The sequence below is a fragment of the Allobosea sp. GW823-FHT02B03 genome (genome assembly GCF_058797755.1).
In genome coordinates this window covers 126,456-151,122 of record NZ_JBXAJY010000006.1, presented here as the reverse complement: position 1 = coordinate 151,122, position 24,667 = coordinate 126,456, and the positions used below count along the sequence as shown (strand labels likewise).

General features: G+C 66.3%; 24 protein-coding genes. 6 read left to right on the top strand and 18 right to left on the bottom strand.

Going from position 1 to position 24,667, the window contains the following annotated elements:
• Positions 1 to 86 precede the first annotated feature (86 nt).
• The 10 genes from AC1REK_RS20925 to AC1REK_RS20880 form a co-directional block, all read right to left on the bottom strand.
• Positions 87 to 1,250, bottom strand: coding sequence for an MFS transporter (locus tag AC1REK_RS20925; RefSeq protein WP_492270592.1), 1,164 nt, complete (start codon positions 1,248 to 1,250; stop codon positions 87 to 89).
• Positions 1,251 to 1,299: 49 nt separating this feature from the next.
• Complete coding sequence (locus AC1REK_RS20920; RefSeq protein WP_485176049.1) at positions 1,300 to 1,713, bottom strand: Zn-ribbon domain-containing OB-fold protein; 414 nt, start codon at positions 1,711 to 1,713, stop codon at positions 1,300 to 1,302.
• On the bottom strand, positions 1,710 to 2,858 hold the full coding sequence (locus AC1REK_RS20915) for a thiolase family protein (RefSeq protein ID WP_492270591.1): 1,149 nt from the start codon (positions 2,856 to 2,858) through the stop codon (positions 1,710 to 1,712). Before AC1REK_RS20915 ends, AC1REK_RS20920 begins: the two co-directional genes overlap by 4 nt.
• A 7-nt stretch (positions 2,859 to 2,865) precedes the next feature.
• Positions 2,866 to 4,080 (bottom strand): CaiB/BaiF CoA transferase family protein, encoded by a 1,215-nt coding sequence (locus AC1REK_RS20910; protein ID WP_492270590.1) that lies wholly within the window; start codon positions 4,078 to 4,080, stop codon positions 2,866 to 2,868.
• A gap of 43 nt (positions 4,081 to 4,123) precedes the next feature.
• On the bottom strand, positions 4,124 to 4,933 hold the full coding sequence (locus tag AC1REK_RS20905) for an ABC transporter permease (RefSeq protein ID WP_485176052.1): 810 nt from the start codon (positions 4,931 to 4,933) through the stop codon (positions 4,124 to 4,126).
• A complete protein-coding gene (locus AC1REK_RS20900; RefSeq protein ID WP_492270589.1) occupies positions 4,933 to 5,784 on the bottom strand; it encodes an ABC transporter permease in 852 nt (283 codons plus the stop codon). Before AC1REK_RS20900 ends, AC1REK_RS20905 begins: the two co-directional genes overlap by 1 nt.
• 37 nt (positions 5,785 to 5,821) lie before the next feature.
• The gene (locus AC1REK_RS20895) at positions 5,822 to 6,886 is read right to left on the bottom strand and encodes an ABC transporter ATP-binding protein (protein ID WP_492270588.1); all 1,065 of its coding nucleotides are present in this window, start codon (positions 6,884 to 6,886) and stop codon (positions 5,822 to 5,824) included.
• A gap of 28 nt (positions 6,887 to 6,914) precedes the next feature.
• Positions 6,915 to 7,238: a DUF4387 domain-containing protein gene (locus AC1REK_RS20890; protein ID WP_492270587.1), complete on the bottom strand. Its 324-nt coding sequence runs from the start codon at positions 7,236 to 7,238 to the stop codon at positions 6,915 to 6,917.
• A 1-nt stretch (position 7,239) separates the two neighbouring features.
• On the bottom strand, positions 7,240 to 8,583 hold the full coding sequence (locus tag AC1REK_RS20885) for an acyclic terpene utilization AtuA family protein (protein ID WP_492270586.1): 1,344 nt from the start codon (positions 8,581 to 8,583) through the stop codon (positions 7,240 to 7,242).
• Positions 8,584 to 8,751: 168 nt separating this feature from the next.
• Positions 8,752 to 9,672 carry a LysR family transcriptional regulator gene (locus tag AC1REK_RS20880; protein ID WP_492270585.1) on the bottom strand — a complete coding sequence of 307 codons (921 nt, stop codon included), beginning with the start codon at positions 9,670 to 9,672 and terminating at the stop codon, positions 8,752 to 8,754.
• Positions 9,673 to 9,776: 104 nt separating this feature from the next.
• On the opposite strand from AC1REK_RS20880, the gene AC1REK_RS20875 reads away from it, so the two are divergent.
• The gene (locus tag AC1REK_RS20875; protein ID WP_492270584.1) at positions 9,777 to 10,832 is read left to right on the top strand and encodes an ABC transporter substrate-binding protein; all 1,056 of its coding nucleotides are present in this window, start codon (positions 9,777 to 9,779) and stop codon (positions 10,830 to 10,832) included.
• A 205-nt stretch (positions 10,833 to 11,037) separates the two neighbouring features.
• Here the strand turns inward: AC1REK_RS20875 and AC1REK_RS20870 are convergent, their stop codons facing one another.
• From AC1REK_RS20870 to AC1REK_RS20840, 7 genes are all read right to left on the bottom strand, one after another.
• Complete coding sequence (locus AC1REK_RS20870; protein ID WP_492270583.1) at positions 11,038 to 12,249, bottom strand: pyridoxal phosphate-dependent aminotransferase; 1,212 nt, start codon at positions 12,247 to 12,249, stop codon at positions 11,038 to 11,040.
• 64 nt (positions 12,250 to 12,313) lie between these two features.
• On the bottom strand, positions 12,314 to 13,291 hold the full coding sequence (locus AC1REK_RS20865; RefSeq protein ID WP_066474705.1) for a threonine/serine dehydratase family protein: 978 nt from the start codon (positions 13,289 to 13,291) through the stop codon (positions 12,314 to 12,316).
• Position 13,292: 1 nt separating this feature from the next.
• Positions 13,293 to 14,021, bottom strand: coding sequence for an amino acid ABC transporter ATP-binding protein (locus AC1REK_RS20860; protein ID WP_492270582.1), 729 nt, complete (start codon positions 14,019 to 14,021; stop codon positions 13,293 to 13,295).
• A 58-nt stretch (positions 14,022 to 14,079) separates the two neighbouring features.
• Positions 14,080 to 14,742 carry an amino acid ABC transporter permease gene (locus tag AC1REK_RS20855; protein WP_066474708.1) on the bottom strand — a complete coding sequence of 221 codons (663 nt, stop codon included), beginning with the start codon at positions 14,740 to 14,742 and terminating at the stop codon, positions 14,080 to 14,082.
• A gap of 3 nt (positions 14,743 to 14,745) precedes the next feature.
• Positions 14,746 to 15,462, bottom strand: coding sequence for an amino acid ABC transporter permease (locus AC1REK_RS20850; RefSeq protein WP_492270581.1), 717 nt, complete (start codon positions 15,460 to 15,462; stop codon positions 14,746 to 14,748).
• 43 nt (positions 15,463 to 15,505) lie between these two features.
• Positions 15,506 to 16,381 carry an amino acid ABC transporter substrate-binding protein gene (locus AC1REK_RS20845; protein WP_492270580.1) on the bottom strand — a complete coding sequence of 292 codons (876 nt, stop codon included), beginning with the start codon at positions 16,379 to 16,381 and terminating at the stop codon, positions 15,506 to 15,508.
• A gap of 37 nt (positions 16,382 to 16,418) precedes the next feature.
• Complete coding sequence (locus AC1REK_RS20840) at positions 16,419 to 17,123, bottom strand: HAD-IA family hydrolase (protein ID WP_066474715.1); 705 nt, start codon at positions 17,121 to 17,123, stop codon at positions 16,419 to 16,421.
• Positions 17,124 to 17,336: 213 nt separating this feature from the next.
• Here AC1REK_RS20840 and AC1REK_RS20835 point away from each other — a divergent pair, with 213 nt between their 5' ends.
• Both AC1REK_RS20835 and AC1REK_RS20830 read left to right on the top strand, forming a co-directional pair.
• Positions 17,337 to 18,002 carry a GntR family transcriptional regulator gene (locus AC1REK_RS20835; RefSeq protein WP_492270579.1) on the top strand — a complete coding sequence of 222 codons (666 nt, stop codon included), beginning with the start codon at positions 17,337 to 17,339 and terminating at the stop codon, positions 18,000 to 18,002.
• A gap of 122 nt (positions 18,003 to 18,124) precedes the next feature.
• Positions 18,125 to 18,895: an aspartate dehydrogenase domain-containing protein gene (locus AC1REK_RS20830; protein WP_492270578.1), complete on the top strand. Its 771-nt coding sequence runs from the start codon at positions 18,125 to 18,127 to the stop codon at positions 18,893 to 18,895.
• Positions 18,896 to 18,963: 68 nt separating this feature from the next.
• Here the strand turns inward: AC1REK_RS20830 and AC1REK_RS20825 are convergent, their stop codons facing one another.
• Complete coding sequence (locus tag AC1REK_RS20825; protein WP_492270577.1) at positions 18,964 to 19,950, bottom strand: AraC-like ligand-binding domain-containing protein; 987 nt, start codon at positions 19,948 to 19,950, stop codon at positions 18,964 to 18,966.
• A gap of 400 nt (positions 19,951 to 20,350) precedes the next feature.
• Here AC1REK_RS20825 and AC1REK_RS20820 point away from each other — a divergent pair, with 400 nt between their 5' ends.
• The 3 genes from AC1REK_RS20820 to AC1REK_RS20810 all read left to right on the top strand — a co-directional run bounded on the left by AC1REK_RS20820 (position 20,351) and on the right by AC1REK_RS20810 (position 24,640).
• Entirely contained in the window at positions 20,351 to 23,260 is a 2,910-nt protein-coding gene (locus tag AC1REK_RS20820; RefSeq protein WP_492270576.1) for a S8 family serine peptidase, read from the top strand.
• Between the two features lie 467 nt (positions 23,261 to 23,727).
• Positions 23,728 to 24,294 carry a hypothetical protein gene (locus AC1REK_RS20815; protein ID WP_492270575.1) on the top strand — a complete coding sequence of 189 codons (567 nt, stop codon included), beginning with the start codon at positions 23,728 to 23,730 and terminating at the stop codon, positions 24,292 to 24,294.
• A 79-nt stretch (positions 24,295 to 24,373) separates the two neighbouring features.
• The gene (locus tag AC1REK_RS20810; protein WP_492270574.1) at positions 24,374 to 24,640 is read left to right on the top strand and encodes a DksA/TraR family C4-type zinc finger protein; all 267 of its coding nucleotides are present in this window, start codon (positions 24,374 to 24,376) and stop codon (positions 24,638 to 24,640) included.
• The last annotated feature ends 27 nt before the right edge of the window (positions 24,641 to 24,667 follow it).

Genomic DNA, 24,667 nt, shown 5'->3' with positions numbered 1-24,667 from the left:
GGCTCGCTCTTTGACGCCCTTCGCATGGGGAGCTCTTGCTTCTTGCATGCGCGCAGGGCCATCAATGCTGACGAGTCATTTGGAGTTCAAAGACGCCGCGGCAGATGTCGACAGAGGACGGCACCGGCCAGCAGCGTCACGCCCGCGACCAGGAACACCGACGGCAATGGCAAGGCGAGCAGCAACAGGGCGAAGGCGCCGGCGACCACGATCTGCGAGACGTCGCGATAGGTCGTGAAGATCGGGGTCATCCTCGTCCGCTGGTGAGCACGGACAGCGCGCAGAAACGTCACGTTGCCCATCCCATCGATGGCGCTCATCGCCAATGCGGAGGCCAGCAGCATCGCCGCCGCCGCATGAGCGCTGTGGAAAACAAGCCCGGTGGCGAGGATCGAGAAACTGCCGCAGATCGTGTAGCTGGCCATGAGCACCTGCCGCGTCCCGACACGGCGGGCCACGCGCCCCCACAGGGGCGAGAGCAGCAGAAACGCCGAGCCGAGCGAGACCAGCGCACCTCCGGCGCTGGCACCGAGATCGTAGCGGATCGCGAAGATGGGGACATAGACCATGTACATCGCCCACCAGCCCGCGCGGATCGCCGTCAGCAGCCAGGCGAGGCGTAGCCGCGGTTGTCTCCAGAAGGCGACGATGTCCTTGGCCTTGGTCACGACGGCCTCGGTCGGCTCGAGACCGGGCGGGCGCGCCTGCCCCCTCAGAAGCAGCGGCGCCGAGAGGGCGGCCGCGGCGCTGATGGCCAGGGGAAGAACCGGCGCAAAGCTCTGTGCCAGCGCGATGCCGAGCCATGGCCCGGCGGCGTAGCTCAGCCCGGCGAGGAAGATCCGCAATGGCTCGAATGTCGCGAGCGCGCGCCGTGGCACGCGCTGCATCACGTAGAGGCTCATCACGTTCTCGAAGGCGAGGACCATGACGACGTGGAGGATCAGGCCGAACAGCAGCCCGGGAGCGGAATCGGACGACAGAACGAGCGCCGATGCGGCGCCGCTCAGCGCCGCGCCGATCAAGACCGTCTCGCGCCCCAACCGCGTCAGCAGCCCCGGCAACGCGACGCTTAGGGCGACGCCGAAGAGGCTGGCGACGAAGTAGAGCTCGCTGACCTGCTGCGCGCTGCCGAGGGCCTGATAGGCGATCACGGGGATAAGCGTGATCACCATAGTGCGCGCCAGCACCGTTGTCGCGTAGATCGCGGCGAGACCCCATTCCGTTGTCGATCGGGAGCTCGCCGTTTCCATGGCCTCGGTTCAGCCTTCCTCGTCGTCGTGATGGAGCCCTGCGTTCGCTTCAGGCCGCGAGGCGGAAGGCCGGCAGCGGGTAGCGACGCGCCTCGTCGGGCGGCAGCAATTCGAGTCTGGCCCCAGTCCTGATCGTCGTCGCATCGGCTCCGATGATGCGCCCGAGCAGGCTCGCGCCTTCGTCCAGCGCGATCTCGGCGAGAATGATCGGCACCTCTTCATTGAAGGAGGGGTGGTTGGGCCGGGTGATCAGCGAGAACGAGACGATCTGCCCGCGGCCGGACACTTCCGTCCAGATCAGGTCGGCGGACCCGGTATAGGGGCAAATCGGGCGGGGATAGAAGAATAGCGGACCGCCGTCGCGGCTCTGCTGGAGCAGCAGCTTGCCCTCGCGCCAGCCGGCCAGGAAAGGGGCGTTGTCCTCGTCTTCGTGAGGCTGCGGATAGGCAATCTCGGCGCTCATTGAACGGACTCCAGAACGATGCTGCTGGCGGAAAGCCCATGGCCGTACCCGACCATGCCGTAACCGGCGACGAGGCCGCGCCTGGCATTGGCGACCTGGCGGTCGCCGGCCTCGCCGCGCAATTGCCGCACCGCCTCGGTGACGCTGAGCAGGCCGCCGGCGATGCCCGCCTGGCCGATGGAGAGCTGGCCGCCGCCGGTGTTGAGCGGCAGGCTGCCGTCCCATGAGAAGCTGTTGGCGGCAAGGAATGCGCTGACCTCGCCCTTCTTGCAGAAGCCGAGATCTTCGAGCTGGATCGCGACCATGATCGGGTAGTCGTCGTAGAGCTGGACGAAGTCCATGTCCTTCGGCCCGAAGCCTGCCTTGTCGTAGAGCTTGCCGGCGAAGGTCTCCCAGCCGCCGCGCAGCGGGGCGATCTCCATCGGCGGATGGTTGTGGCGCTCGAAGCCCGACAGGATGCGCACGGCCTTGCCCGCCGGAGCCCGGTCGAGCGTGGTGACGACCACCGCCTCGGCGCCGGCGCAGGGCAGCACGCAGTCGTAGAGGCAGATCGGATCGGCGATGACGCGCGCGTTCATGTAGTCGTCGATCGTCATCGGCCCGCGCAGCAGGGCCTGTTCGTTGCGCTGGGCGCTGCGGCGCTGGTCGACCGAGATTCGGCCCAGATCCTCGCGCCGCGTGCCGTAGGTCTCCATATGCTTGCGCTGGATGATGCCGAACAGGCCGTTGGCGCCGCCGAAGCCGAGCGGCGTGCCGTAATTGCGCAGGCCGCGGCTGAAATTGTCCATCAGCTTGAAATGGCCGCCGACATCGTAGTTGTCGCCGGCGATGCAGAGCACGGTGGTGGCCTGGCCGCTTTCGATCGCGTGCTTGGCATTGATGATGCTGGCGACGGGGCCGGCGCTGCCGGCGGTGCCGAGATAGGCCCAGGAGACCGAGATGCCGAGCTGCTCGGCCGCCGTGACGGTGTTGTCCGGCGGCAGCTCGAACGAGCAGATCGCCAGCCCGTCGACATCGGCGAAGGTCAGGCCAGCGGAGTCGAGCGCCTTGCGCCCGGCCTCGGCGAGAAACGAGAACAGCGAACGCGTGGTCCGCTTCTCATAGGCTGCGTGGCCGTAGCCGGAGATTCCGATGCTGCTTGTCATGACCGCCTCAGATGATGTGGTTGCGCCGCAGCTCTTCGATCTCGCCCGGGGAGAGCCCGAGCCAGTTGCCGAAGACCTCGTCGTTCGATGCGCCGGGATCGCGACCCGCCCAGCGTATTTTGCCGGGCGTCTCGCTCAGCTGCGGCACGGGAGCGGGCATGCGCATCGGGCCGAGCGTCTCGTCGACGAGCGTCCGCACGGCTTGGCGCGCTGCGACATGGGCGTCGCCAAGCACGTCGGCGATGTCGTTGATCTTGCCCGCCACGACCTTGTTGGCGACGAGCTTGTCGAGGGCGAGCGCCGTCGGCTGGGTCTTGAGCCAGGCCGCGACCTCGCCGTCGATCACGTCGCGATGCTCGACGCGGGCCGCCATCGTCGCAAAACGGGGATCGGCCTTGAGGTCAGGCCGTCCCATCGCGTTGACGAGGCCTTCGTAGATGCGCTGCGAGCCGCAGCTGATCGCGATCGCGCCGCCATCGGCGGTAGCATAGACGTTGCGCGGAACGTCCTCCTCCATCTGGTTGCCGAGCAAGGGCTTCTTCTGACCGGTCTGGTCGTAGCGGACGATGACGGACTCGATGATGCGCAGCAGCGGCTCATAGAGCGCAACATCGACGACCTGGCCGCGACCGGTGCTCTCGCGCCGATGGATCGCCGCCAGAGCGCCGAAGGCGCCGAAGATTCCGGCGAGATAGTCGCCCATCGGAAAGGCCGAGACGGTCGGTCCCTTGTCGGCATGGCCGGTGAAGGAGGCGAGGCCCGAGAAGGCCTCCGCGATCGTGGCATATCCGCCCTGTTCGCGATTGGGGCCGGTCTGGCCCCAGCCGCTGACCCGGACCCAGACGATCCTCGGGAACTGCTTCGAGAGCTCTGCGGGATCGAAACCCCAGCGTTCCAGCGTGCCCGGCCGGAAGTTCTCGATCACGATGTCGCTCTCGCCGATCAGTTTCAGCGCGAGGTCGCGTGCCTCGGGGCGCGAGATGTCGAGCGTGATGACGTGCTTGTTGCGCGCCATCGTCTTCCACCAGAGCGCGACGTCGTCCTTGTGCGGCGGCCATTCGCGCAGCGCGTCGGGCTTGCCGGGCTTCTCGACCTTGATGACGCGGGCGCCGAAATCGCCCAGCATCGAGCCGACGAACGGGCCGGCCAGCATCGAGCCGAGTTCGAGCACCTTGAGGTCGGACAGGGCTCCTTCAGGCGTAGTTCGGGCATGCGTTTCCATGACGGCTCGCTTGTCGTAGGGGAAGGGGTGCGGCTTCCGCCGCCTATTTCGAGGGTGTCGCGACCCGGTCTATTCCGACGAAGATGTCGAGCAGGACTACCGCTACGATCGCGACATAGATCGTCGCAGCCGAGATCGCAGCGACCATCGGGTCGATGGCGTACTGGACATAGTTGAAGAGCTTCACGGGGATCGGCATCAGCGACGCCGTGGCGTTGAAGATGCTGAGTTCGACATTGATCCAGGAGATGATCAAGGCGAACAGGGCGCCCGCGACCAGCCCGGGCTTTATGATCGGCAGTGTCACCAGGAAGAAGGTCGAGAAGGCGGAGGCGCCGAGATCGAGGCTCGCTTCTTCCAGCGTCTGGTCGAAGCGGGCGAGCGAGGCCAGCACCGTGCGCAGGATATAGGGCACGACGATCACGACATGGCCGACCAGCAGCGCCGTATAGCTCCGGGCGAAACCCACCATGCTGGCATATTGAAGCAGGGCGGCGCCGATCACGATGGTCGGTAGGATCAGAGGCGCGAGGAAGATCGTGTTGACGATCTTCATGCCGGGCAGAGCGCTGCGCGTGATGGCGAGCGCGGTCGGGATGCCGATCAGGATTGCGATGGCGGTCGAGCCGAAGGCGATCGAGGCGCTGAGCCCGATCGACTCCAGATACGAGGTGTCGGCGAGAAACTGCTGGTACCAGCGCCAGGTGAAGCCGACCGGCGGGAATGTCAGGTACTCCGTCTCGGTAAAGGACACCGCGACGATGATGGCGAGCGGCAGCGTCAGGAAGGCGAGGCCGGCCCAGACCGAGGCCAGCAGCGCCCAACGGCCGAGACGTTCTGGAAACGTCATCATCAGCGCACCGCCTGGCGGCCCGCGGGCTGCCGCTCGATGAAGAAGAGATACAATGCGATAAGGACGAGCGTGACGACCAGCAGCCCGACCGCGAGTGCGGCGCCGAAGTTGAAGTCGAAGAGCGAGCCGTATTGCTCGAAGATCGACATCGCCATCACCACGGTGCGACCGCCGCTCATGATGCTCGGCACCACATAGGCGCTCACCGCCAGGGTGAAGACGATCAGCGAGCCGGCGACCACGCCCGGCAGGCTGAGCGGGAACGTGACCTTGGCGAAGGTGACGAAGCGGCTCGCACCGAGGTCGAGCGAGGCCTCGACCAGGGACTTGTCGATGGTCTGGAGCACGCCGGCGATGGTCAGGACCATGAACGGCACCAGGATGTAGGTGAGACCGATGATGATGCTGAGCTCGGTGAATAGGATCGGGACCGGCCGGTCGGTCAAGCCGAGCGCCATCAGCGTTGTGTTCACGAGCCCCTGCCGGCCGAGCAGGATCATCCAGCCGAAGGAGCGGACGATGTTGCTGGTGAACAGCGGCATGATCACGAGGATGTAGCAGATGCGCCGAATGGCGCGGCTCTGCGCCACGTTCACGATGTAATATGCGATCGGATAGCCGATCAGGAAGGAGACCAGCGTCGCCAGCAGCGACAGCTTGAAGGTCGCGTAGAGGATGCCCGGATAGTAGCTGTCTCCGAGGATGCGGGCATAGTTCGCCAGGCTCCACGCGCCTTCCTTGGTCTGGAAGCTCGCCACCACGACCACGAAGAACGGCACAAGGAAGAATGCCGCCATGAAGGCGAGCGGCACGCCCAGCAGCACCGCGGCCCAGAGGTTGCGGATCCTCATCGCGCGGCCTCCCGCGCTATGCGACTGGCCGGGGCGCTCATCGGGTCAGCACCCGGCCGGTGTCGCGATGCCAAGCGAGCACCACCTCGTCGCCGACGCCGATCGGGGCCTCGCCGGAAAGCGCGGTCTGCTGTGCGACGATCTCGCGGCCGTCGGCCGCGGTCGCGTAAATCCTGAGGATGCCGCCGGCGAAGACGATGTCCTTGACCCGGGCGGCGACGGACACATGGTCCTCAGGAACCTCCGGCCCGCGCCGCACGGAAACCGCCTCCGGTCGCAGCAGATAGGTCACCGCGGCATCGGGAGCGGACTGATGGCTGGCCTGGATCGACAGCGTGCCGACGACGAGGGAGCCATCCTTGGCGACCGTGGCCTCGAGCAGATTGGCGTCGCCGATGAAGTCGGCGACATAGCGCTCGGTCGGGGCGTGATAGATGTCGCGGCCCGAGCCGATCTGGGCGATGCGGCCGGCATCCATCACTGCGATCCGGTCGGCCATGACCAGGGCCTCCTCCTGATCGTGGGTGACGAAGATGAAGGTGATGCCGAGCTTCTGCTGCAGGGCCTTGAGCTCGATCTGCATCTGCTTGCGCAGCTTGAGATCGAGGGCTCCCAGCGGCTCGTCGAGCAGCAGCACCTTGGGCCGGTTGGCGATGGCCCGCGCCAGGGCGACGCGCTGCTGCTGGCCACCTGACAACTGCGAGGGAAAGCGCTCGGCGAACTGTGCCATGCCCACGGTCGCGAGGCATTCCTCGACGATCGAGGTCACCAAGCGGGCCGGCCTGCCGGCGCGGCGCGGGCCGAACGCGACGTTCTGCGCGACGGTCAGATGCGGGAACAACGCGTAGTTCTGGAAGACGGTATTGACCGGCCGGCGGTTGGGCGGCAGCCGCTTCATCGAGCGGCCGTCGATCAGGATGTCGCCCTCGCTGAACTCGACGAAGCCGGCGATGGCCCGCAGCAAGGTTGTCTTGCCGCAGCCGCTGGGACCGAGCAAAGCCAGGAACTCGCCTTCGGCGACATCCAGCGAGATGTCGTTCAGCACGACGTGGTCACCGTAGCGCTTCCGGAGGTGTTCGACCCTGATATAGCCGCTGTTCATGGGATGTCCGGGCCGTTGCTCTGTGTCGTCAGGAGACTGGGATGGACATGTTCATCAGCGGCACGTGCTGCTGGCAGCCATACATGTCGCCTTCGCCGGAGGAGCCCTGGGCGCGGGGCCGCTTGATGGTGATCTTGATGGCGTTGGCCATGTCGATCTCGAAGAAGGACGAGATCTCCGAGACCGAAAGCCCGTAGGCCTTCGCGACCGACTCGGGCGTGATCGCGCCGGACGAGCGGATCAGCTCGTAGTTCTTCTTCTCCTTGCACAGGATGTCGAAGGTGATCCGGTAGGGGCCGGCATTCTTGCTGCGGACGATGTCCGCGATCTCGCGCAGGTGACGGGCGGCCATCTCAGAGATCCTCGAGGGTGATGGGGAAGAGTTCGGTCGGCGAATTCACCTTCATCAGGTGATACGCACTGAACTCGTAGACGGGGCCGACGTCGAGATCGGAGGGCGAATAGGGGAAGGCGAGATTGCCCGAGGGATTGATGATGCCCTCGTAGTGATGGTGCAGCATGGCCCCGCTGATCTGGTGGCAGGCGGCATGGGCCATTTCCTGCGACGCGGCCGTTACCTCGATCACGAGCCCCACCTCGCGCTGCAGGCCCTTGTCCTGCTCCAGCTCCTTCATGACGCCGTCGCGGCCATAGACGTGGAAGCGAACCGAGATCGGCTCCGGCGCGAAATAGGCGAGCGCCTTGGCCTCGAGCTGCTCCAGGATACTGTCGAGCGCTGCGATAGTCGTGGGGCAGCGAATGCCGGCGATCGAGATCGAGCGATAGCCGGCAAGCCGCGCGCCCTCGAGCTTGACGTAGTAGTCCTCGGTCTCGGTCAGCTTGGCGCCCCGAACGCGGACCTGCCGATCGCCGAGCTGCTCGAAGGAGCAGCCCGTCAGATCGATCTCGTGGCCCGGCCCGCCCTGCTTAAACGGATTTTCGCGCTCGTACAGCGAATGGGCCGAGACCGATTTCACCGAGGCACGCCGCTTGCTGCTGCCGGGCTCGAGGACGAAGCTGTCCTCGTGCACGGTGCCTAGCATCACGTCCATCGCGAAGGGCTCGGCCGAAAAGGCGCCGCATTCGAGGATCTTGCCCATGTGGATGGCGAGCGCCGGATCGGCCCCCTTCCAGATCGGGAAGGCGGCGATCACCGAGTCGTCGCAGGCACGGCCGGCGATGATGACATCGGCGCCCGCTTCGAGCGCCTCGCAGATCGGCTCGTGACCCATCTGGGCGACGAGCGTCACGGTCTGGTCGAGCGCCTCCTGCGTCAGCTCGTGGCCGGATTCGAAGTCCACGACCTCATTTGCGGCGACGGCGCGCTTGGCCCGCTCGACGGGAATGTCGGAGCGGATGGTGGCGAGCTTGAGCTTGAGCCCGGTCTCGCTGGCGATCTGGCGGACGAGCGCCGCCGTCCGGTCGACCTGCACGCCCGAGCCCGCGCCGCCGACGCTGCCGACGATGACCGGGATGCCGGCCTCGCGCCCGGCCTTGATCAGGGCGGTGAGCTCACGCTTGATGCTGACATCGGAGACGAGCGGCTTGCCCGAGCCGAGGTAATGAGGGCCGGGATCCGTCGAGCCGGCATCGACCGCGATCACCGCCGGCTTGAGCGACATGCCGCGTGCCAGGGCTTCGTCGCCGAAGCCGTATCCCAGCGTTCCGGTCGGTGTGAGCACGGTGATGGCAGTCATCTGACCCTCTTTGGATCGACCTCGGCGCGGCGGCTGTGCCGGCGGCGCGATGGGTCGTTCTTTCGCCAGTTATAGAGGCGGAAGCAGCCGGCGAGGGTCAAATCGCTTCTGTCGCGTCAGCGATAACCTGCAGATATGACCTTGCGAAACACTCCGCTATGCGCCCGGTCAGGCCTCGTCGCCGATCGCCCGGGCCATGCTCGCCAGCTTGTCGACAAGGCTGCCGCGGGCGTGTTCGATCAGGGCCTTTGTGCCCAGCGACGGCTCGCGGAAACTCGGCGTGATCACCCAGATGTTGAAGTCCACCACGGGGCGAAACGGACGCACGACCAGCTGGTCGCTGTGGAAGCCCTCGGTGCTGAACGGATCGACGATCGAGACCCCAACCCCCGAGGCGGCGAAGGAACAGCAGGCCTCGGTGAGTTGGACCTTGATGACGATGTTGCGTTCCGATCGCGTCTCCGCGAAGACCTGGTCGATCTGGAGCTGGGCGCGATCCTCGTCGACCATACCGACAAAGCGTTCGCCATGGAGATCCGAGGCATGGATGACCTCGCGCGAGGCGAGAGGATGGTTTGGCGCCATCACGCACACCGCCCTCATCGAGCAGAGCTTGTCGAAGCGGACACCCGCGCGGTCCGGTGCGAACATGCCGAAGCCGACATCGAAACCCTGCGTCGCGACAGCTTCGACCAGCAGCCAGGAGTTGCGGCTCGACATCTCGATGCGCAGGCCGGGCTTGTTGCTCAGGAAGCCGGCCAGCACCGGCGGAAGGACGCGGGTGCCGAGCGAAGGATAGGAGACGAGATTGATCTCGCCATAGTCGAAGTCGCGGATGGCGCGCGCCCGGGCGGCAACCGAATCGACGCTGAGGAACACCCGCTCGACCTCGGCATGCAGCATCTGGCCCTCGGCCGTCGGCACGACGCCGTTCTTCTGCCGATGGAAGAGGGAGAAGCCGCAGCGCCGCTCCAACAGGAAGATCATCTTGCTGACCGCTGGCTGCGACAGGCCGAGCTTTTCGGCAGCGCGAGTGAAGCTGCCGAGCTCCATGATAGTCTTGAACGCTTCAAGTTGTCGGATGTTCATAGCCAAAAGTTATCTCAGTGCTCCCGATTTCAATTTGATGGCGCGCGCCCGCCGCTGCCTCAATAGCGGGTCAGGGGAAATATTAAAAATTGGAAGGACATCTCATGCCAATCCTCAAGCGCAAGCTGCTCGCCGGCGCAGGGCTTCTGGCGGTGCTCGCAGGCACGCCGGCGATCTCGCAGGCCCAGGAGTCGATCACCGTCGCGACCTATGGCGGCGAATGGGGCGCGGCGATGCAGGCCTGCATCATCGACCCGTTCACCAAGGAGACCGGCATCCGCGTCGTGCCTGAGCCGGGCGTGTCCGGCGTCACGCTGAACAAGCTGCGCCAGCAGAAGGACGCGCCGACGCTCGACGCGGTCTGGATCGACGGCGGCGTTTCCGAAATCACGGCGGCCGACGGATTGCTCGCGCCGATCGATCCCGCGAAGGTTCCGGCTGTCTCGGGCATGATCCCGGAGGGCGTCTACAAGGGCGCGGACGGCAAGATCTTCGCGCTGAGCACCGGCTTCTATTCGCTGGGGCTGGCCTACAACACGCGTGACATCAAGCAGGCGCCCGTCTCCTGGCTCGACCTGTGGAAGCCGGAATTCGCCGGCGCCGTGACCTTCCCGAGCCCGTCCAACGCGATGGGCGTGCCGTTCATCGTGCATCTCGCAGGTCTCGCAGGCGGCAGCGTCGACAACGTTACCCCCGCTTTCGAGCGGCTGAAGCAGCTCAAGGTCTCGGCCTATTTCGACACTGCGGGCGCGGGCACCAACCTCTTCCAGAGCGGCGAGGTCATCGTCGGCGCGCATTACGCCAGCTCGGCCTACGCGATGCGCGACCAGAAGCTGCCGATCGGTTTCGTCGTGCCGAAGGAGGGCGCCATCGGCGGCGACATCCGCCTGCACCTCGTGGCCAACGGCAAGAAGCTGGCCACCGCCGAGAAGTTCGCGAACTATGCCGTCGGCACGGGGCCCGCGAAATGCATGGCGGAGCGGATCTATGTCGGCCCCGCGACCAGCGGCGTCGAGCTTTCCGACAATGCCAAGCAGCGCATGCCCTGGGGCGTCGATGGCTCGATCAAGAGCCTCGCCCTGCCGGACTGGAACAAGATCAACGCCAATCGCGCGGCCATCATCGAGGCCTTCAACAAGACCGTCGTAGCAAAAAAATAAGCGCTCGCTTCTCTCTCCCAGCTACCGCTCGGCCGAAATTTCGAAGCGAAGCGGTAGCTGGGATTTAGTGACCCATGAGTTCGGTTCGCGCCAGGAGCCGACTCTAGGCGATTACCCGGAAGCGGACATTCAGGGGCACGCATTGACGGTGCGGCGTTGCCCCTTGAAGCGGTCGTAGCCTGCGGCGCTCGCACCGCATGTTCATCTAGACCTTGTATCGTTCAACCATCGTGACGATCCGTTGGGCGGCATCCAGTGCTGCGCCCCGGTCCTGCGAATAGTTCAGGCGGATGCTATGCGGATGCGGGCCGAACTCCGTTCCCGGTGTCACGATCACGTTCGCCTGCTGGCGAAGCAGCCGAACGAAATCGAGCGGCGCGACGCGCAGCGCTGGCAGCGTCGGGAAGACGTAGCTGCCGGCCTGCGGGCACCGTGTCGGGAAGCCGGCCTCGGCGAAGATCGCCAGCAGATCGTCGCGGATGCGGTGATGGTCGCTGACCCGCTGCTCCATCCAGCCTGCAGGCTCGGCGAACCACGACCGTAGCACCGCCTGGTTGTAGCCGGCAGCCCTGAGCGAGACGATCGCTTGCAGCTTCTCCATTCGGTCGACGATCGCCGGCGCGCCGAAGGCGACGCCGAGGCGGTAGCCGCTCAGTGACTCGGTTTTGGACGGCCCCATGATCGTCACGCACTGCTCGTCGGGAAGGCCGCTGGCGCGGATATGCGTATAGCTTTCGCCAGCATAGCGCAGGCGGGAGTAGAGCTGGTCGGCGACGACCATGGCGCCGTAATGCTTCGCCAGGCCCGTGATCCGCCCGATCTCGTGCGGCGAGTAGACCGCGCCGGTCGGGTTGTTGGGGTTGGAGAAGACGAAGACCTTCGCGCCCGCCGCGAAGGCCGCTTCCAGCGCCGACAGGTCGAGGCCCGCCCCTTCGCCGCCGCCGAGATAGTCCATCGCGATCGGCATGACCTCGCCGCCGAAGAATTGTACCAGCTTCCGATTGGCGAAATAGTCCGGCTGGACGATCGCGACCTTGTCGCCTGCGGCGACGGTCGCGGCCAGCGCCAGGAACAGCGCGCCCTGCGTGCCCGGTGTGACGATGATGCCAGCATCGGTCGAGACCGGCGCCCCGGTGAAGGCTTCGAGCTTGGCGGCCAGTTCCGCACGAATATCCGCCGAGCCGCGATACTCGGTGTAGGCTTGGCGCCCGCCGATCTGCACCGCCTTTGCGAAACGCTCCATGGCGTCCGGCGGCGGCGGGAAGGCGTCGACGTCGCCATGCGAGAAGTCGACCGCACGGCCGGGCAGCGCCTCTCCGATCATCAGGGCCCGGATGTCGGCATCCGAGCGCCGCACCTCCTGTCCAGGCGCGTTGTCGGTCGAGAGGGCTAAGAATTTGTTGGCGAGCGAAGACATGGCGTTTCCTGTTGACGGGTTGATGAGCGAGGCTTGGTGTTCGGTCGGTGAGGCCGAGCGGCGCTCAGCGTGGCTCGAGTGCTCTGCGGAATACGTCCGGCTCGACATTGCCGCCCGAGAGCAGCACCACGGCGCGCCGCCGGCGCAACGCTTCGGGCCGCGCCAGCAGCGCCGCGAGCGCGACCGCTCCGCCGGGTTCAAGAACGAGGCGCAGATGCTCGAAGGCGAAGCGGATGGCTGCGAGTACCTCCTCATCCGAGGCCGTCAGCACCCGAGACAGTTTGTGGCGATTGAAGGCGAAGGGCAGTTCGGCCGGGGTCGGCGCCAGCAGCGCGTCGCAGAGCGAGCCAGAGAGACGTTCGTTGACCTCGCGCCGACCGCTTTCGAGCGAGCGCCTGGTGTCGTCGAAGCCCTCGGGCTCAGCCGCCCAAAGTTCGGCCCGGCTGGCGACGGCCTCCATGGCGAGGCCGGTCCCGGCCGCGAGCCCGCCGCCGCCGCAAGGCACGACGACGAGATCGACCGCGCCCTCGGCCTGCGCGGCGGCTTCGAGCAAGGCGGTGCCCTGGCCGGCGATGACGAAGGGATCGTCACCCGGCGGCACGACCGCGACCGGCGAGTGCGCGGCGATCTGCGCCGCGATCTCCTCGCGCGATTGCTTGCCGCGTTCGTAGAGCACGACCTCGCCTTCGTTCTCGCGCACCTTGGCGATCTTGTTGGCGGGCGCGTCGCTCGGCATGACGATGGTGGCGCGGATGTCGAGCATGCGGCCGACCGTCGCTATCGCCTGGCCGTGGTTGCCGGTGGAATAGGCGACGACGCCACCCGGGAAGGCCGCGCGGTCGAGACGGTGCAGCCGGTTGTAGGCGCCGCGGAATTTGAAGGCACCGGAGCGCTGCAGATTCTCGCATTTCAACAGGATCTCGCCGCCGGTCAGCCGGTCGAGCGCGGGCGAGCGCAGCAGCGGCGTGCGGACCGCGACGGGCTGCAGGACGCGGGCGGCGTCGAGGACGTCGTCGGGGCTCGGCAGGGGCATGTCGGTCATGTCAGTGGGCCAGGATACGCGAGAGGAAGAGGCGGGCGCGTTCCGAGGCCGGCTCGGCGAAGAAGCGCGCGGTTTCGGCGACCTCGACGATCTCGCCTTGGTCCATGAAGACGACCCGGTCGGCCGCCGCCTTGGCGAAGCCCATCTCATGGGTAACGACGACCATGGTCATGCCCTCGCGGGCGAGTTCCAGCATCACCGCCAGCACCTCGCCGATCATCTCGGGATCCAGGGCGGAGGTCGGCTCGTCGAAGAGCATGGCGACCGGGTCCATGGCCAGCGCCCGGACGATGGCGATGCGCTGCTGCTGACCGCCCGAGAGCTGCGACGGGTAGGCGGCCTCCTTGTCGGCGAGGCCGACGCGGCGGAGCAAGCCGCGCGCCTTCTCATGCGCCTCGTCGCGGCTGCGCTTAAGCACGTGGATCTGCGCCAGGCAGATGTTCTCCAGCACGGTGAGATGCGGGTAGAGCTCGAAATGCTGGAACACCATGCCGACCCGGGCGCGTATCCGCGCGGCGGCGGCCGGCTTCGAGGGCAGATCCTCGCCATCGATCGCGATGCGTCCGGCCTGCACCAGCTCGATGCCGTTGATACATTTGACGAAGGTGCTCTTGCCGGAGCCCGAGGGCCCGCAGATCACCACGACCTCACCGCGCGCCACCTCGAGGCTGCAGTCGCGCAGAACCGGGACGTCGCCATAGCTCTTGGACAATCCTTCGATCCGTATCATCTCGACCATGTCGTTCACGCTGTCCCGCGGGTTGCAGGGGAGGGGATTACCGGCGGCGCTAATGCGCACGCTGCCGGTCGCTGCTCAGGCGCTGCGCCAGGGTGCTGCCCGCGGTGCAGAGGGCGAAGTAGACGAGCGCGGCGAACACATAGAGCTCGACGATGCGGTTCTGGGTGTTCGCGACGATGCTGGCCGAGGTCATGAAGTCGTGCAGGGACACGACATAGACCAGCGACGTATCCTGGAAGAGCACGACGCCCTGCGTGACCATCAGCGGCGCCATCTTGCGTAGCGCCTGCGGCAACACCACCAGGCGGATCGCCTGGAGATAGCTCATGCCGGAGGCCTGCGCGGCCTGCCATTGCCCCGGCCGGACGCTCTTCAGGCCGGCCCGGATGATCTCGGAATAATAGGCCCCCTCGAACATGACGAAGGCGATCAGCACCGAGTAGAGCGCGCCGACCGGCCGGCCGAGCAGGAGCGGCACCAGGAAATAGAACCAGAAGATCACGAGGATCAGCGGGACGGCCCGGAAGCCATTCACATAGAGCGCGGCGAGCGTCGCCAGGACGCGGAAGCGCGAGAGGCGGACGATGGCGATGACCAAGCCGAGTGCCAGGCCGCCGATCATGGCGATGGCGGTCAGCCCGAGGCTGAGGCCGAGCCCCTTTGCCAGGAAGGGCAGAGCGCCCAGAATGACGGAGACGTCGAAGCCGGACATTGCTCATCCCCTCGCTGTCGGGCCGGGGATCGAGGTCTTGCGCTCGATGATCGCCATCAGCGTCGTCACCATCAGGGCGATCGTCATGTAGACGACGGTCGCGGCGGTGAAGGCCTCGAAGCCCTGATAGGTGAAGCTCTGGATCTGCTGGGTCTGCGCCGTCAGCTCGTAGACGCCGATGGTCAGCGCGATCGAGGAGTTCTTGAAGATCGTCAGGAACTCTGAGGTCAGCGGCGGAACGACGATCCTGAAGGCCTGCGGCAGCAGGACGAGCCGATAGGCCTGTACCGTGGAGAACCCCGAGGCGCGCGCCGCCATCGACTGGCCGCGGGGCACGGAGGCGATGCCGGCGGCGACCTGGACCGCGACGCGCGAAGCTGTGAACAATCCCAGCGCCACGATCGCCGTCACGACTTCGGGATGGGGCAGATCCCGCTTCAGCCATGTCCCGGCGGCCTTCGGCAGCAGCTCGGGCACGACGAAGAACCAGAGGAACATCTGCAGGAGCAGCGGCACGTTCCGGAACAGATTCATGTACGAGCCGGTGGCGAAGCGCACCATGCCGGAGGCGCCGCTGTGGACGATGCCGATCAGCGTCCCCAGGCCGAGCGCTATGATCCAGGCGGCGATCGAGACCGCCAGCGTCATGGCGATGCCCTGGCCGAGCCACTCCAGATAGGGGGACTGGACGAGGACGCCCCAGTTCCATGCATAGTTCATGGCGTGCTCTTCCCCGACCTGCCCCCGAAGCTTCCGATCCGCCTCACTCGGGAATCCCGATGATCTGGAAGGTCGTCGCCAGCGGCGCCGAGAGCGGCACGCCCAGTGGCTCGAACCAGGTCTGGTAGACCTGCTGAAGCTCGCCTTCGCGCGCCAGCCGGGCGAGTGTCGCATTCACCAGCGACAGGAAGACCGTGCTGTTCTTCTGAACGAGGAAGCCGTAGCTGTCGTAGGAGAGCGGCTTGCCGACGACCTCGTAGTTGGCCGGCGACGCTGCCTTGCTGCGCAGCCCGAACAGCAGGATGTCGTCGGTCGAGAACGCGTCGACGCGATCGGTCGACAGGGCAAGGAAGCCCTCCGAATTGTCCCGCACCGGCACGATCCGGATGTTCAGCTTGTCGCGCTCGATGATGGATTTGATCAGGCGCTCGGGGACCGAGTTGATCGGCAGGGCGATCGACTTGCCCTTGAGGTCGGCGAGTTCGGCGACGCCGGACTTCGACTTCACCAGGAGCCGCGTCGAGGAGACGAAGAAGGGGCTCGAGAAATCGACCTGGGCCTGGCGCCCGATCGTGTTGACCGCCGACTCGCAGGAGATGTCGACGGTGCCGTTGGCGACCAGCGGGATGCGGTTCTGCAGATTGACCGGCACCCATTTGATCTCGAGATCCGCCAGGCCGAGCGCCGTTTTCACGGTCGCCGCGACCCGGACGCAGAGATCGGTCGAATAGCCGGTCGGCTTCCCCTGCGCGTCGATATAGGAGAACGGGATCGAAGCTTCTCGATAGCCGATCGAGATCGACTTCTTCGCCTTGATCCGGTCGATCACGGCATCGCTCGCTTGCGCTCGCGCCGCCGACGCCACTCCCAGTGTCAGGCTGACGCCGATGGCGGCCAGCCCCAAGATCCTGCCCTTCATGTCCCGCTCCTTTATTGTTGTCGGTTGATCGCAAGCTTCAGGCGATGGCTTCGAGCAGCTCTGCGAGGCTCGATACCGTCAGGTCCGGCCTGGCCTCGGCCGCACCTTCGCCGGACAGTCCGAGCAGGCGGTCCGGCCGGTTGATCCAGGCTGATTTCAATCCCAGCCTGTTGGCGGGCGTGATGTCGGCGCGAAGGCTCTGGCCGACATGGAGGACGCGCTGCCGCGGGATCCCGGCTGCGTCGAGATCGGCGAGTGCCGTGGCGAAGTGCTCGTCGCTGGGCTTGTAGGCGCCGACGCGCTCGGCCGTGACGACGATGTCGAAGCGGATGTTCATCTTGGCGCAGGATGAAGTGAGCGAAGCGTTGTCGATGTTCGACAGCGCGCCGATCCTGGCGCGCGCCTGCAACGCCTTCAGTCCGGCCTCGGTGTCAGCGTAGGCCGGCCAGACGTGCGGAGTCCGCGAGAAGGCCTCGCGCCGGGCGGGATCGACCGCGACGCCGTAATCGGCCGAGATCCTGTCGAAGCAGCGGCACAGCACCTCGGGATAGAGATGAGCCGGGCGCTCCTTCTGGATCGCGGCGCGAGCCCGATCGAAGGACATGATCAGCTCGTCACCGGTCGCGGTGACGCGCTGCTCCTGCGCCCAGGCCTGAAGGAAGGCCACGATCGACGGCTCCCAGTCGATCAGGGTGCCGTAGACGTCGAAGGTGACGGCGTCGAAATCTGACAAGCGAAGCATTGGAAATCCGTTCCCATTCAGGCTGGAATAAATTAGCGATAATCGCTAAAATTCGGATCGTCAACTCCCGGATGAGTCCGGTTTGAGATTGGGGAGGTCAGGGCGAACCATCCTTCTTGCGCCGATTGACTTCTGAAGGTGGCTCACTCAAAGGTGACTCGTTGACGCCTTCAAATCGCTAATCTCGCACAGGGCGGACGTCATTTGGACCATGTGAACATCGTTGATCCGGCACCGCGCCGGGACAACCGGTCGGCCGCGGCGGTCGTCGCCGACGATTTGCGCGCCGCAATCCTCCGCAATCGACTGTCGGGTGGCGAGCGGCTGCGGCAGGACGCGATCGCCACGCAGTTCGGCGTGAGCCAGATGATCGTTCGCGAGGCCTTCAAGCAGCTCGTCGGCGAGGGCTTCCTCACGGCCGAGCCGCGCCGAGGTGTCGCTGTCGCCGTCATGAGCCGCGACGAAGCCTGGGAGATCAGCCAGCTTCGTGCGCTGCTGGAATGCCAGGCGCTGCGCTGGGCGATCCCCAACATGGTCCGCGTGGACTTCGTCGGCGCCGCCAAGGTGCTGGACGAGCTCGACACTGCCACGGCTGTCGACGCCAAGATCCTGCTGAACGGCCGCTTCCACCAGATCCTCTACGCGCCGGCCAGGCGGCCGCGGACCCTGGAGATGATCGAGACGCTACGGATGAACTTCGAGCGCTATCTTCGCTACACTTGGGAGCAGACGCATCACCTCGAGCAGTCCCAGGCCGAGCATCGCAACATTCTGACGCTCTGCGAGATGCGCGATGTCGAGCGGGCCTGCGACCTCCTGCGGAAGCATGTTCTCGCGACGGGCGATCTCCTCGTCGACAGCCTCACGCCGAAAGCGTAGCGCGCCTGCCGAGGAAGCGCCCGCTGCGAGCGCCCCATGCTTGGCATTATTATCGTTAATCGCTAGAATCGGAGCGGCGCTCGCCACGCCGCTCCGTTGGATCCGGGACAGGGAAGAGGCGGATGAACTACCAGCGAGTCGGCATCATCGGAGCCGGCGTCATCGGACAGGCGATCTTCGACACCATCGTCGCCCAAAATCTCGCCGCAGTGGACTACGTGCTGGTCGACGAGCGCTTCGTGCCGCCTGCTGACGCGACGCGTCTGCGCGAACACCTCACCACCGATGTCCGGCGCGCGCTCGCCGCCTCCACGGAGCTGGTCATCGAGGCGGCGCATCCCGATGTCGTCGCCCGGCTCGGCGCGGAGCTGCTCGCGAAGGGCGATCTCTGTGCCTTCAGCTCGTCGGCGCTGGCCGATGAGTCGATCGAGACCGCCGTCAGGCGGGCCGCCGCGGCTGCCGGGACCCGCCTCCTGATCCCGCATGGAGCGGTTCTCGCGCTCGATGGGCTCAGCGACGGCCGTGATGCGATCGACCAGGTGATCGTGACCACGACGAAGAACGGGGCGAGCCTGGGCTCTGACGCCGGTGCCCAGGGCGTGCTCTTCGAGGGCTCGACGCGGGAAGCCTGCACCCGGTTTCCGCGCAATGTGAATGTGCATGCGGCCCTCGCAATTGCCGGGATCGGCTTCGACCGCACGCGCAGCATCGTCGTAGCCAATCCCGAGACGAGGCAGATGCGCCACCGGGTCCAGGTGTTCGGTCAGGGCTTCGAATGGGACATCTCGGTCAGCTCACCCACACTCGGCGGCGTTTCCGGGGCCTATACGCCAAAATCGGCAGTCGGATCGATCCACCGCATCTTCGGCTTCCACCCTGTCGCAGCTTGCTGAGACTAGGCGGAGCCAACCACTGCCAAGCGCCAATAGCGGACTCTGGGGCTCCAGCCGAAAGCCGACAGTCAGGCCAAGTGCCGAAGCCAGTTCGCCAGACTGCCATCACCCGCTTCGAGCGATGGCGACGGGTGCAGATGCGCGGCGTCGCGCGGCGCGATGCCGAACTGAGCCTTGAAGGCGCGCGAGAAGGCATCGTCGCTCGAAAAGCCGAACTGGCGCGCGATCTTCCCGATGCCGCCCCTTCCGCGCGCCGAAGCATTGAGTGCCAGGCGGGCTCGCGCCAATCGGCGCTGACGAATATAGTCCGAAATGCCGCCGATCGGGGCGAAGAGACGGTAAAGCGCCGAGCGCGACAGGCCGAATGCACTGCAGAGCATTCGAGCGTCCAGGGCGGGATCGCCGATCCGGCGATCGATGAAGCGGCAGATCATCGCCACGCTCGCCGTCAGCGTTGCAGGGGCTTCGCGGTCGCGCAGCAGCGCTGGCGATAGGCAGGCCGAGAGCAATTGCCCACTTGCCCTTGCAATATCGGGGGTTGCCGTCGCTTCCAGCGTGGGCGCCGCCTTCAGCAGGCCGCGTAAATGGTCGCCCGCCAACGAGCCGAGCGGGCTCGCCCCGGCAAGAACGGTACCATGCACGCGGTCCAGACCACCGGCGTCGAGCGCAAGCAGGCTGCGCGGCAACACCAGGCTGACCGCCCGCATGTCAGTGGCATACGACCGCACCGGACGGGACAGGTCGAAAATCACGACGTCGCCCGGGCCGGCATCGACTTCCTGCCCATCCAGGTCGAGCGTCGTATGGCCTGCCTCGTACCGCTGGATCAGCAGATGATCGACGCCGACCGCACCGATCAGGCTTTCCGAACGTTCGTAATGCTGAGCGCTCGTCGCCACCTGCCCGACCAGCGCGGTGCTCAGGTGATGCCGGTCGAGCTCGGCATGAAATCCGGCATCCCAGTCGCCGGCGAGCGGCCGGACATCGAAGATCGGCGCGATGGCCTCGCGCCAGTTCCCGAACAGCTGCCGCGCATGATCGCCTTCCCTGCTCATGGCCCAGCCCGTCCATCCTCTCGCAGCGCAACCCGTTACCTGGCATCCGCGGCGCTTTTCTAGCCACAGGAGAGCTGCGATAACGTAAAGGGGCCTGCAAATGACCCCTGGTACATCCTTCCGGATGATTGGGACGCAGCGTCGCCTCTCCGCCGTCTCCTTGGCTTTCGTTCCATGTTACTCGCCGAACGGCCAGTCCATGCCTGCTGGACGACGTTGACGAGACTTGCCTATGCCGACCATCGCCGCGCGCCGTTCCGTGCTTCGTTCCGCCCTCCTCAACACGACCGCGGCCACGCTTCTCGCATCTCTCTTGCCGGCGATGGCTTCGGCATCCGATCTGTCTCTGCTGCCGGATGCGTTCCACGGCCGCCCGGCTCGCAGTCTGCCGCAAGCCGTCATGACGCAGGCTCCGGCGCATTTTGTGACGCCCGAATACAAGGCGAACTACGGCCTGCCGCAGATCAATGCCGCCGACGCCTATGCGCTCGGGCTCAGCGGCAAGGGCGTGCTGGTGGCGGTGGTCGACAGCGGCATCGAGCCGGAGCACTCGGAATTCGCCGGCAGGCTCTCGCCGCTATCACGCAATTTCGGCTTCGACCTGCCGGATCCGAACGACATCCTCGACCGGGACAGGACATCGCACGGGACCCACGTCGCCGGGACGATCGCCGCCGCAAGAGACGGCAACGGCATGCATGGCGTCGCCTACAATGCCGAGATTCTGGCCCTGCGCGCGATCGTCCCGGGCGGCGGTGACGTCGCCGCCGCCATCCGCTATGCCAGCGAGAAGGGCGCGAAGGTCCTGAACGGCAGCTACGGCCCTTCCTATCCCTCCCCGACGCTGGATGACGGCAGTCCCAACTCGGACTACAGCGTTTTTCCGATCCAGCCCTATCGCGTCGACGGCACTTCTGGCGAAGTCTCGGCCATTCGGCGGGCCGGCGCCGCGGACATGGTCATGGTCTTCGCCGCCGGCAACGAGCGCGAGGACCAGCCGGTAGTCGCGCGAAATCCGACGGGCGCGGCCTTCTATCCCGCGATCCGCCCGGAGAATGCCGGCAAGGATCTCTATGTCTTCCTCGACGGCAATGGCGACGAAGTCAGCGCGAGCGGCTTCAACTACTCGGATCTCCAGCCCTACACGATCGCCGTCGTCGCGGTGGATCGCGATCGCAAGATCGCATCGTTCAGCAATCTCTGCGGCATCGCGGCCGCCTGGTGCCTCGCCGCCCCCGGTGTCGACATCCTCTCGACCGTGACCCCGGCCAACGGAAGCTCTCCGACCCGGCCCTATAACTTGTCGAGTGGAACCTCGATGGCCGCCCCGCATGTGGCGGGCGCGGCGGCTCTCGTCCGCGAAGCGTTTCCGTTCATGACGGCGCCGCAAGTGGTCCAGTCCATCCTCACCACCGCGACCGATCTCGGCTCGCCCGAGGTCTACGGCTGGGGGCTGCTCAATGTCGGTAAGGCGGTGCGCGGCCCCGGCCAGTTCGTCCAGACCTTCGACGTCGACACGCAGGGTCATTCGGCGACTTTCGGCAACGACATCGCCGGAGCTGGCGGGCTGGTCAAGCGCGGCGAAGGCCGGCTCGAACTGAGCGGCCGCAACACCTATGCCGGCAGCACCTCCGTCGTCGGGGGGACGCTTGCCCTGAACGGCTCGGTTGCCTCCGCGGTCTCCGTCGGCCAGCTGGGCACCTTGCGCGGCACGGGTTCGATCGAAGCCGGCCTGTTCAGCGCCGGCACGGTCATGCCCGGCAATTCCCCGGGAACGCTGTTCGTCAAGGGGCCGGTGAGTTTCGGCGGCACGAACCGCTTCGTCCTCGATATCGACGGAACCGGCACGGGCAATGGGACGGGGAACTATTCCCGCCTGGTCGCACAGACCGCGTCGGGACATGTCATCGTGGATGGACGGATCGCTCCCGTGCTGCGCGGCATTGCCGGCGATGCGAGCAACAGTTTCGTGCCTGTGACTGGAACCGCCTTCCGTGTGTTGGTCGCCGAGGGAGGCCTGAGCGGTAGCTTCAGCGGGCTGGACCAGCCAGCTAATGGCCTGCCTGCGAATGCCCGCTTCGACGCCCTCTACAGCGCCACCGGGCTGTCGCTGGTCGTGACGCCGGGCTCCTATGCCGCGCTCGCGGGCCTGAACGGCAATGGTGCCTCGGTCGCAAGGGCGCTCGACTCCGTGCGGCCGGCCGCGGGCACACGTCCCGATGCGGCCCGGCAGGAGGTGTTCGACGCGCTCTACACGACCGGGTCAGGCACACTTCCCGGCGCGCTCAGCTCGCTCTCCGGGCAGAGCTATGCCGATGCCCGCATGGCGATGATGAGCGCCCAGCGGACGGTGAGCGCGGCACTCGATCAGCGCCTGACGGCCGGCTGGTCCTCCCGATACGGCCAGTTGAGTGGGTTGGGAGCGGCGAGCTATGCCAGCCTTGGCAACGCTCCGGCCGAGTCCAGGGGCGTGCAGCCGGTCCGGGACGGCGCGCTCTGGGGGCAGGCTCTCTACAGTTTCGGGCGTGCGGGAGGCGACGCCAACGCAACGGGCTCAAGCTTCGGCCTCGCCGGCGCATTGATCGGCGCAGAAACGACCGCCTTCCGGACCGGGACGATCGGCGCCGCTCTGGGATATTCGCGCACGAACGGAGACCCGAAGGCCGATGCGGGGGGCCGCGCCACGCTCGACAGCTACAGCCTGGCCACTTATGGCCGCGCCGCTTTCGGCGACCTGACCCTGCGCGGCTCGGTCGGCGCCAGCCATGGCAAGACAGAAGTTCGCAGGACGATCCAGCTTGGCAACGTCCAGCGGGTCGCGCACGGCGAGGGGAGCGGCTACGGCCTCTTCGGCAATGTCATCGCCGGATATCGCCTCGCTTCCCTGGTCGGCCTCGACCTGTCGCCTGAAGCCGGCATCAGCCTGAACTACTTCCGACAGGGCGGCCTGACCGAGACCCAGGCCGGCGCTTTCGCCCTGACCCTGCGCGGTCAAAGCCAGATCTCCGCGCGTTCCCTGGCCGGCGCACGACTATCGACGCCCCTGGACAGCGACGCGAAGCTGCGCCTCGATCTCAAGGCCTACTGGTCACACGAGTTCGCCGACAACGTCGCGGTTCTGCAGGCCGGCCTGCTGGGTGCGAGCGTCGTGACGCGAAGCCCGAAGGCGGCCCGAGACGGAGCGGTGATCGGCGCGAGCCTGTCCGGCTTCGTCACCCCGCAGATCGAGGTTGCCGGCACCTACGACGGCGATCTGCGCCTGGGGGCTACGACCCACCGCTTCTCCATCCAGGCGATGACCCGCTGGTAGGCCGACCGGAGATGCCCATGCTGTCGCCCAGCGGATGAGCAGTTCGCGAATGTCATCGATCTGCGGCCCCGGACGCATGCCTGGCGCTCCGTGCGGCGCCGCGATGGTCCGAAGCGCCGCGCTATGGCGTCCTTCGGTCCATGGAGTGTGACTGCGTGCGGCCCAGTGCTGTCCGTGGCTTGCTGACGAATGGAAACTCACGTTAAGACCTGTCCAGCCCGACAGCGCGCAACCGTGCGACCGCTGACCTGAAAGGGCGGCTCCCAAAAAGGTTCTTCCGAACCTCATCCGTGGGCTAAGTTGGGCTGCTCGACTGCTACCCCGCGCAGACTGCCCGGGAGCTGACGTTTCAGACGCCGGCTATCGACCACAAACATCTGTCGCTCGTCTGGGCGTCGCGCGGTCCGGCGCGTGGGCTGCACCGCGAGCTGCAGCACCTCCTGGACATTCGGCCGGAGTTCCAGCCGATGACGCAGAAACTGCGGGGTGGAGGGGAGCGCATCTGGAACCCTGACGCCTCAGCTCTTCACGCCGAGGCGAGCGCTGGCGGTATCACCGAATACTGCCTGCAAGCCGGGGTATGGCTCTCCGGCCTGTTCGACCGCATCGGCGCGGGCGGTGTGCGCGGCTTCGATCCGACGCGCGACCAGGTCGACGGTTCCGGCGCCGGCGGCGGGGCCGAATCCTCGGTGGACGCGCTCAAGATCGAGACCATAGTGAAGGAGCATGTCCTCGCGGCGTTTCGACCCGACGGGACAGCGGAATGGAGGTGGCTGGTGCTGGACCATGTCGTGCGGCTGGACCGGTCGCTCGCCGCGCTCGATCTTCCTGCCGCATTCGGCTCGCCGGTGCGCTTCCTCAATGAGGCGCTGGAGGAGGTCGCGATCTGCCGGAACATGGCGCCGGCCGGGATCAGGTCGCGCCGGCCGGGCGGCGAGATAGATCTCGCCTACGTCAACGCGTCGCGCTTAGAGAGCGAGGCCGTACGAAGCCACTATGTTATGCGCGCCGGCGAGAGACGCCGGCTTCGGTAAACGTCGGCGGGCCGGCTGCCCAATGATTGAAGCTGCCTTGGCCCCGCACCATCTCGAAATATTAGAGAGGGAGTCTGCTATGGCGAACGGATGGGCCCCAGACGGGGCGGTTCAAGATCAGATCGACGACTCGATCAACGATGCGGTCAGGCTTGCACGCGCCAAGCTGCCCAGTGGCCCTGGGGAACTCTACTGCCAAGCCTGTGGTGAGGAAATTCCGGAAGCGCGCCGCTTGGCCATGCCCGGTGCGCGGACCTGCGTCGCCTGCCAATCCGGCCTCGATCGGCGCTCGGTCATCAGCGGGGGCATCAATCGGCGCGGCAGCAAGGATAGTCAGCTCAAGTAGCCAAAGTGACCCAACGCGCCACAACCG

Excerpts from the sequence above, each read along its gene's own strand:
- AC1REK_RS20895 (WP_492270588.1), bottom strand. The coding sequence starts at position 6,886 with ATGAACAGCGGCTATATCAGGGTCGAACACCTCCGGAAGCGCTACGGT.
- AC1REK_RS20825 (WP_492270577.1), bottom strand. The coding sequence starts at position 19,950 with ATGAGCAGGGAAGGCGATCATGCGCGGCAGCTGTTCGGGAACTGGCGC.
- AC1REK_RS20820 (WP_492270576.1), top strand. The coding sequence starts at position 20,351 with ATGACGCAGGCTCCGGCGCATTTTGTGACGCCCGAATACAAGGCGAAC.
- AC1REK_RS20915 (WP_492270591.1), bottom strand. The coding sequence starts at position 2,858 with ATGACAAGCAGCATCGGAATCTCCGGCTACGGCCACGCAGCCTATGAG.
- AC1REK_RS20910 (WP_492270590.1), bottom strand. The coding sequence starts at position 4,080 with ATGGAAACGCATGCCCGAACTACGCCTGAAGGAGCCCTGTCCGACCTC.
- AC1REK_RS20860 (WP_492270582.1), bottom strand. The coding sequence starts at position 14,021 with ATGATACGGATCGAAGGATTGTCCAAGAGCTATGGCGACGTCCCGGTT.
- AC1REK_RS20885 (WP_492270586.1), bottom strand. The coding sequence starts at position 8,583 with ATGACTGCCATCACCGTGCTCACACCGACCGGAACGCTGGGATACGGC.
- AC1REK_RS20870 (WP_492270583.1), bottom strand. The coding sequence starts at position 12,249 with ATGTCTTCGCTCGCCAACAAATTCTTAGCCCTCTCGACCGACAACGCG.
- AC1REK_RS20905 (WP_485176052.1), bottom strand. The coding sequence starts at position 4,933 with ATGATGACGTTTCCAGAACGTCTCGGCCGTTGGGCGCTGCTGGCCTCG.
- AC1REK_RS20875 (WP_492270584.1), top strand. The coding sequence starts at position 9,777 with ATGCCAATCCTCAAGCGCAAGCTGCTCGCCGGCGCAGGGCTTCTGGCG.
- AC1REK_RS20845 (WP_492270580.1), bottom strand. The coding sequence starts at position 16,381 with ATGAAGGGCAGGATCTTGGGGCTGGCCGCCATCGGCGTCAGCCTGACA.
- AC1REK_RS20865 (WP_066474705.1), bottom strand. The coding sequence starts at position 13,291 with ATGACCGACATGCCCCTGCCGAGCCCCGACGACGTCCTCGACGCCGCC.
- AC1REK_RS20880 (WP_492270585.1), bottom strand. The coding sequence starts at position 9,672 with ATGAACATCCGACAACTTGAAGCGTTCAAGACTATCATGGAGCTCGGC.
- AC1REK_RS20840 (WP_066474715.1), bottom strand. The coding sequence starts at position 17,123 with ATGCTTCGCTTGTCAGATTTCGACGCCGTCACCTTCGACGTCTACGGC.
- AC1REK_RS20925 (WP_492270592.1), bottom strand. The coding sequence starts at position 1,250 with ATGGAAACGGCGAGCTCCCGATCGACAACGGAATGGGGTCTCGCCGCG.
- AC1REK_RS20855 (WP_066474708.1), bottom strand. The coding sequence starts at position 14,742 with ATGTCCGGCTTCGACGTCTCCGTCATTCTGGGCGCTCTGCCCTTCCTG.
- AC1REK_RS20850 (WP_492270581.1), bottom strand. The coding sequence starts at position 15,462 with ATGAACTATGCATGGAACTGGGGCGTCCTCGTCCAGTCCCCCTATCTG.
- AC1REK_RS20890 (WP_492270587.1), bottom strand. The coding sequence starts at position 7,238 with ATGGCCGCCCGTCACCTGCGCGAGATCGCGGACATCGTCCGCAGCAAG.
- AC1REK_RS20920 (WP_485176049.1), bottom strand. The coding sequence starts at position 1,713 with ATGAGCGCCGAGATTGCCTATCCGCAGCCTCACGAAGACGAGGACAAC.
- AC1REK_RS20815 (WP_492270575.1), top strand. The coding sequence starts at position 23,728 with ATGACGCAGAAACTGCGGGGTGGAGGGGAGCGCATCTGGAACCCTGAC.
- AC1REK_RS20830 (WP_492270578.1), top strand. The coding sequence starts at position 18,125 with ATGAACTACCAGCGAGTCGGCATCATCGGAGCCGGCGTCATCGGACAG.
- AC1REK_RS20810 (WP_492270574.1), top strand. The coding sequence starts at position 24,374 with ATGGCGAACGGATGGGCCCCAGACGGGGCGGTTCAAGATCAGATCGAC.
- AC1REK_RS20900 (WP_492270589.1), bottom strand. The coding sequence starts at position 5,784 with ATGAGGATCCGCAACCTCTGGGCCGCGGTGCTGCTGGGCGTGCCGCTC.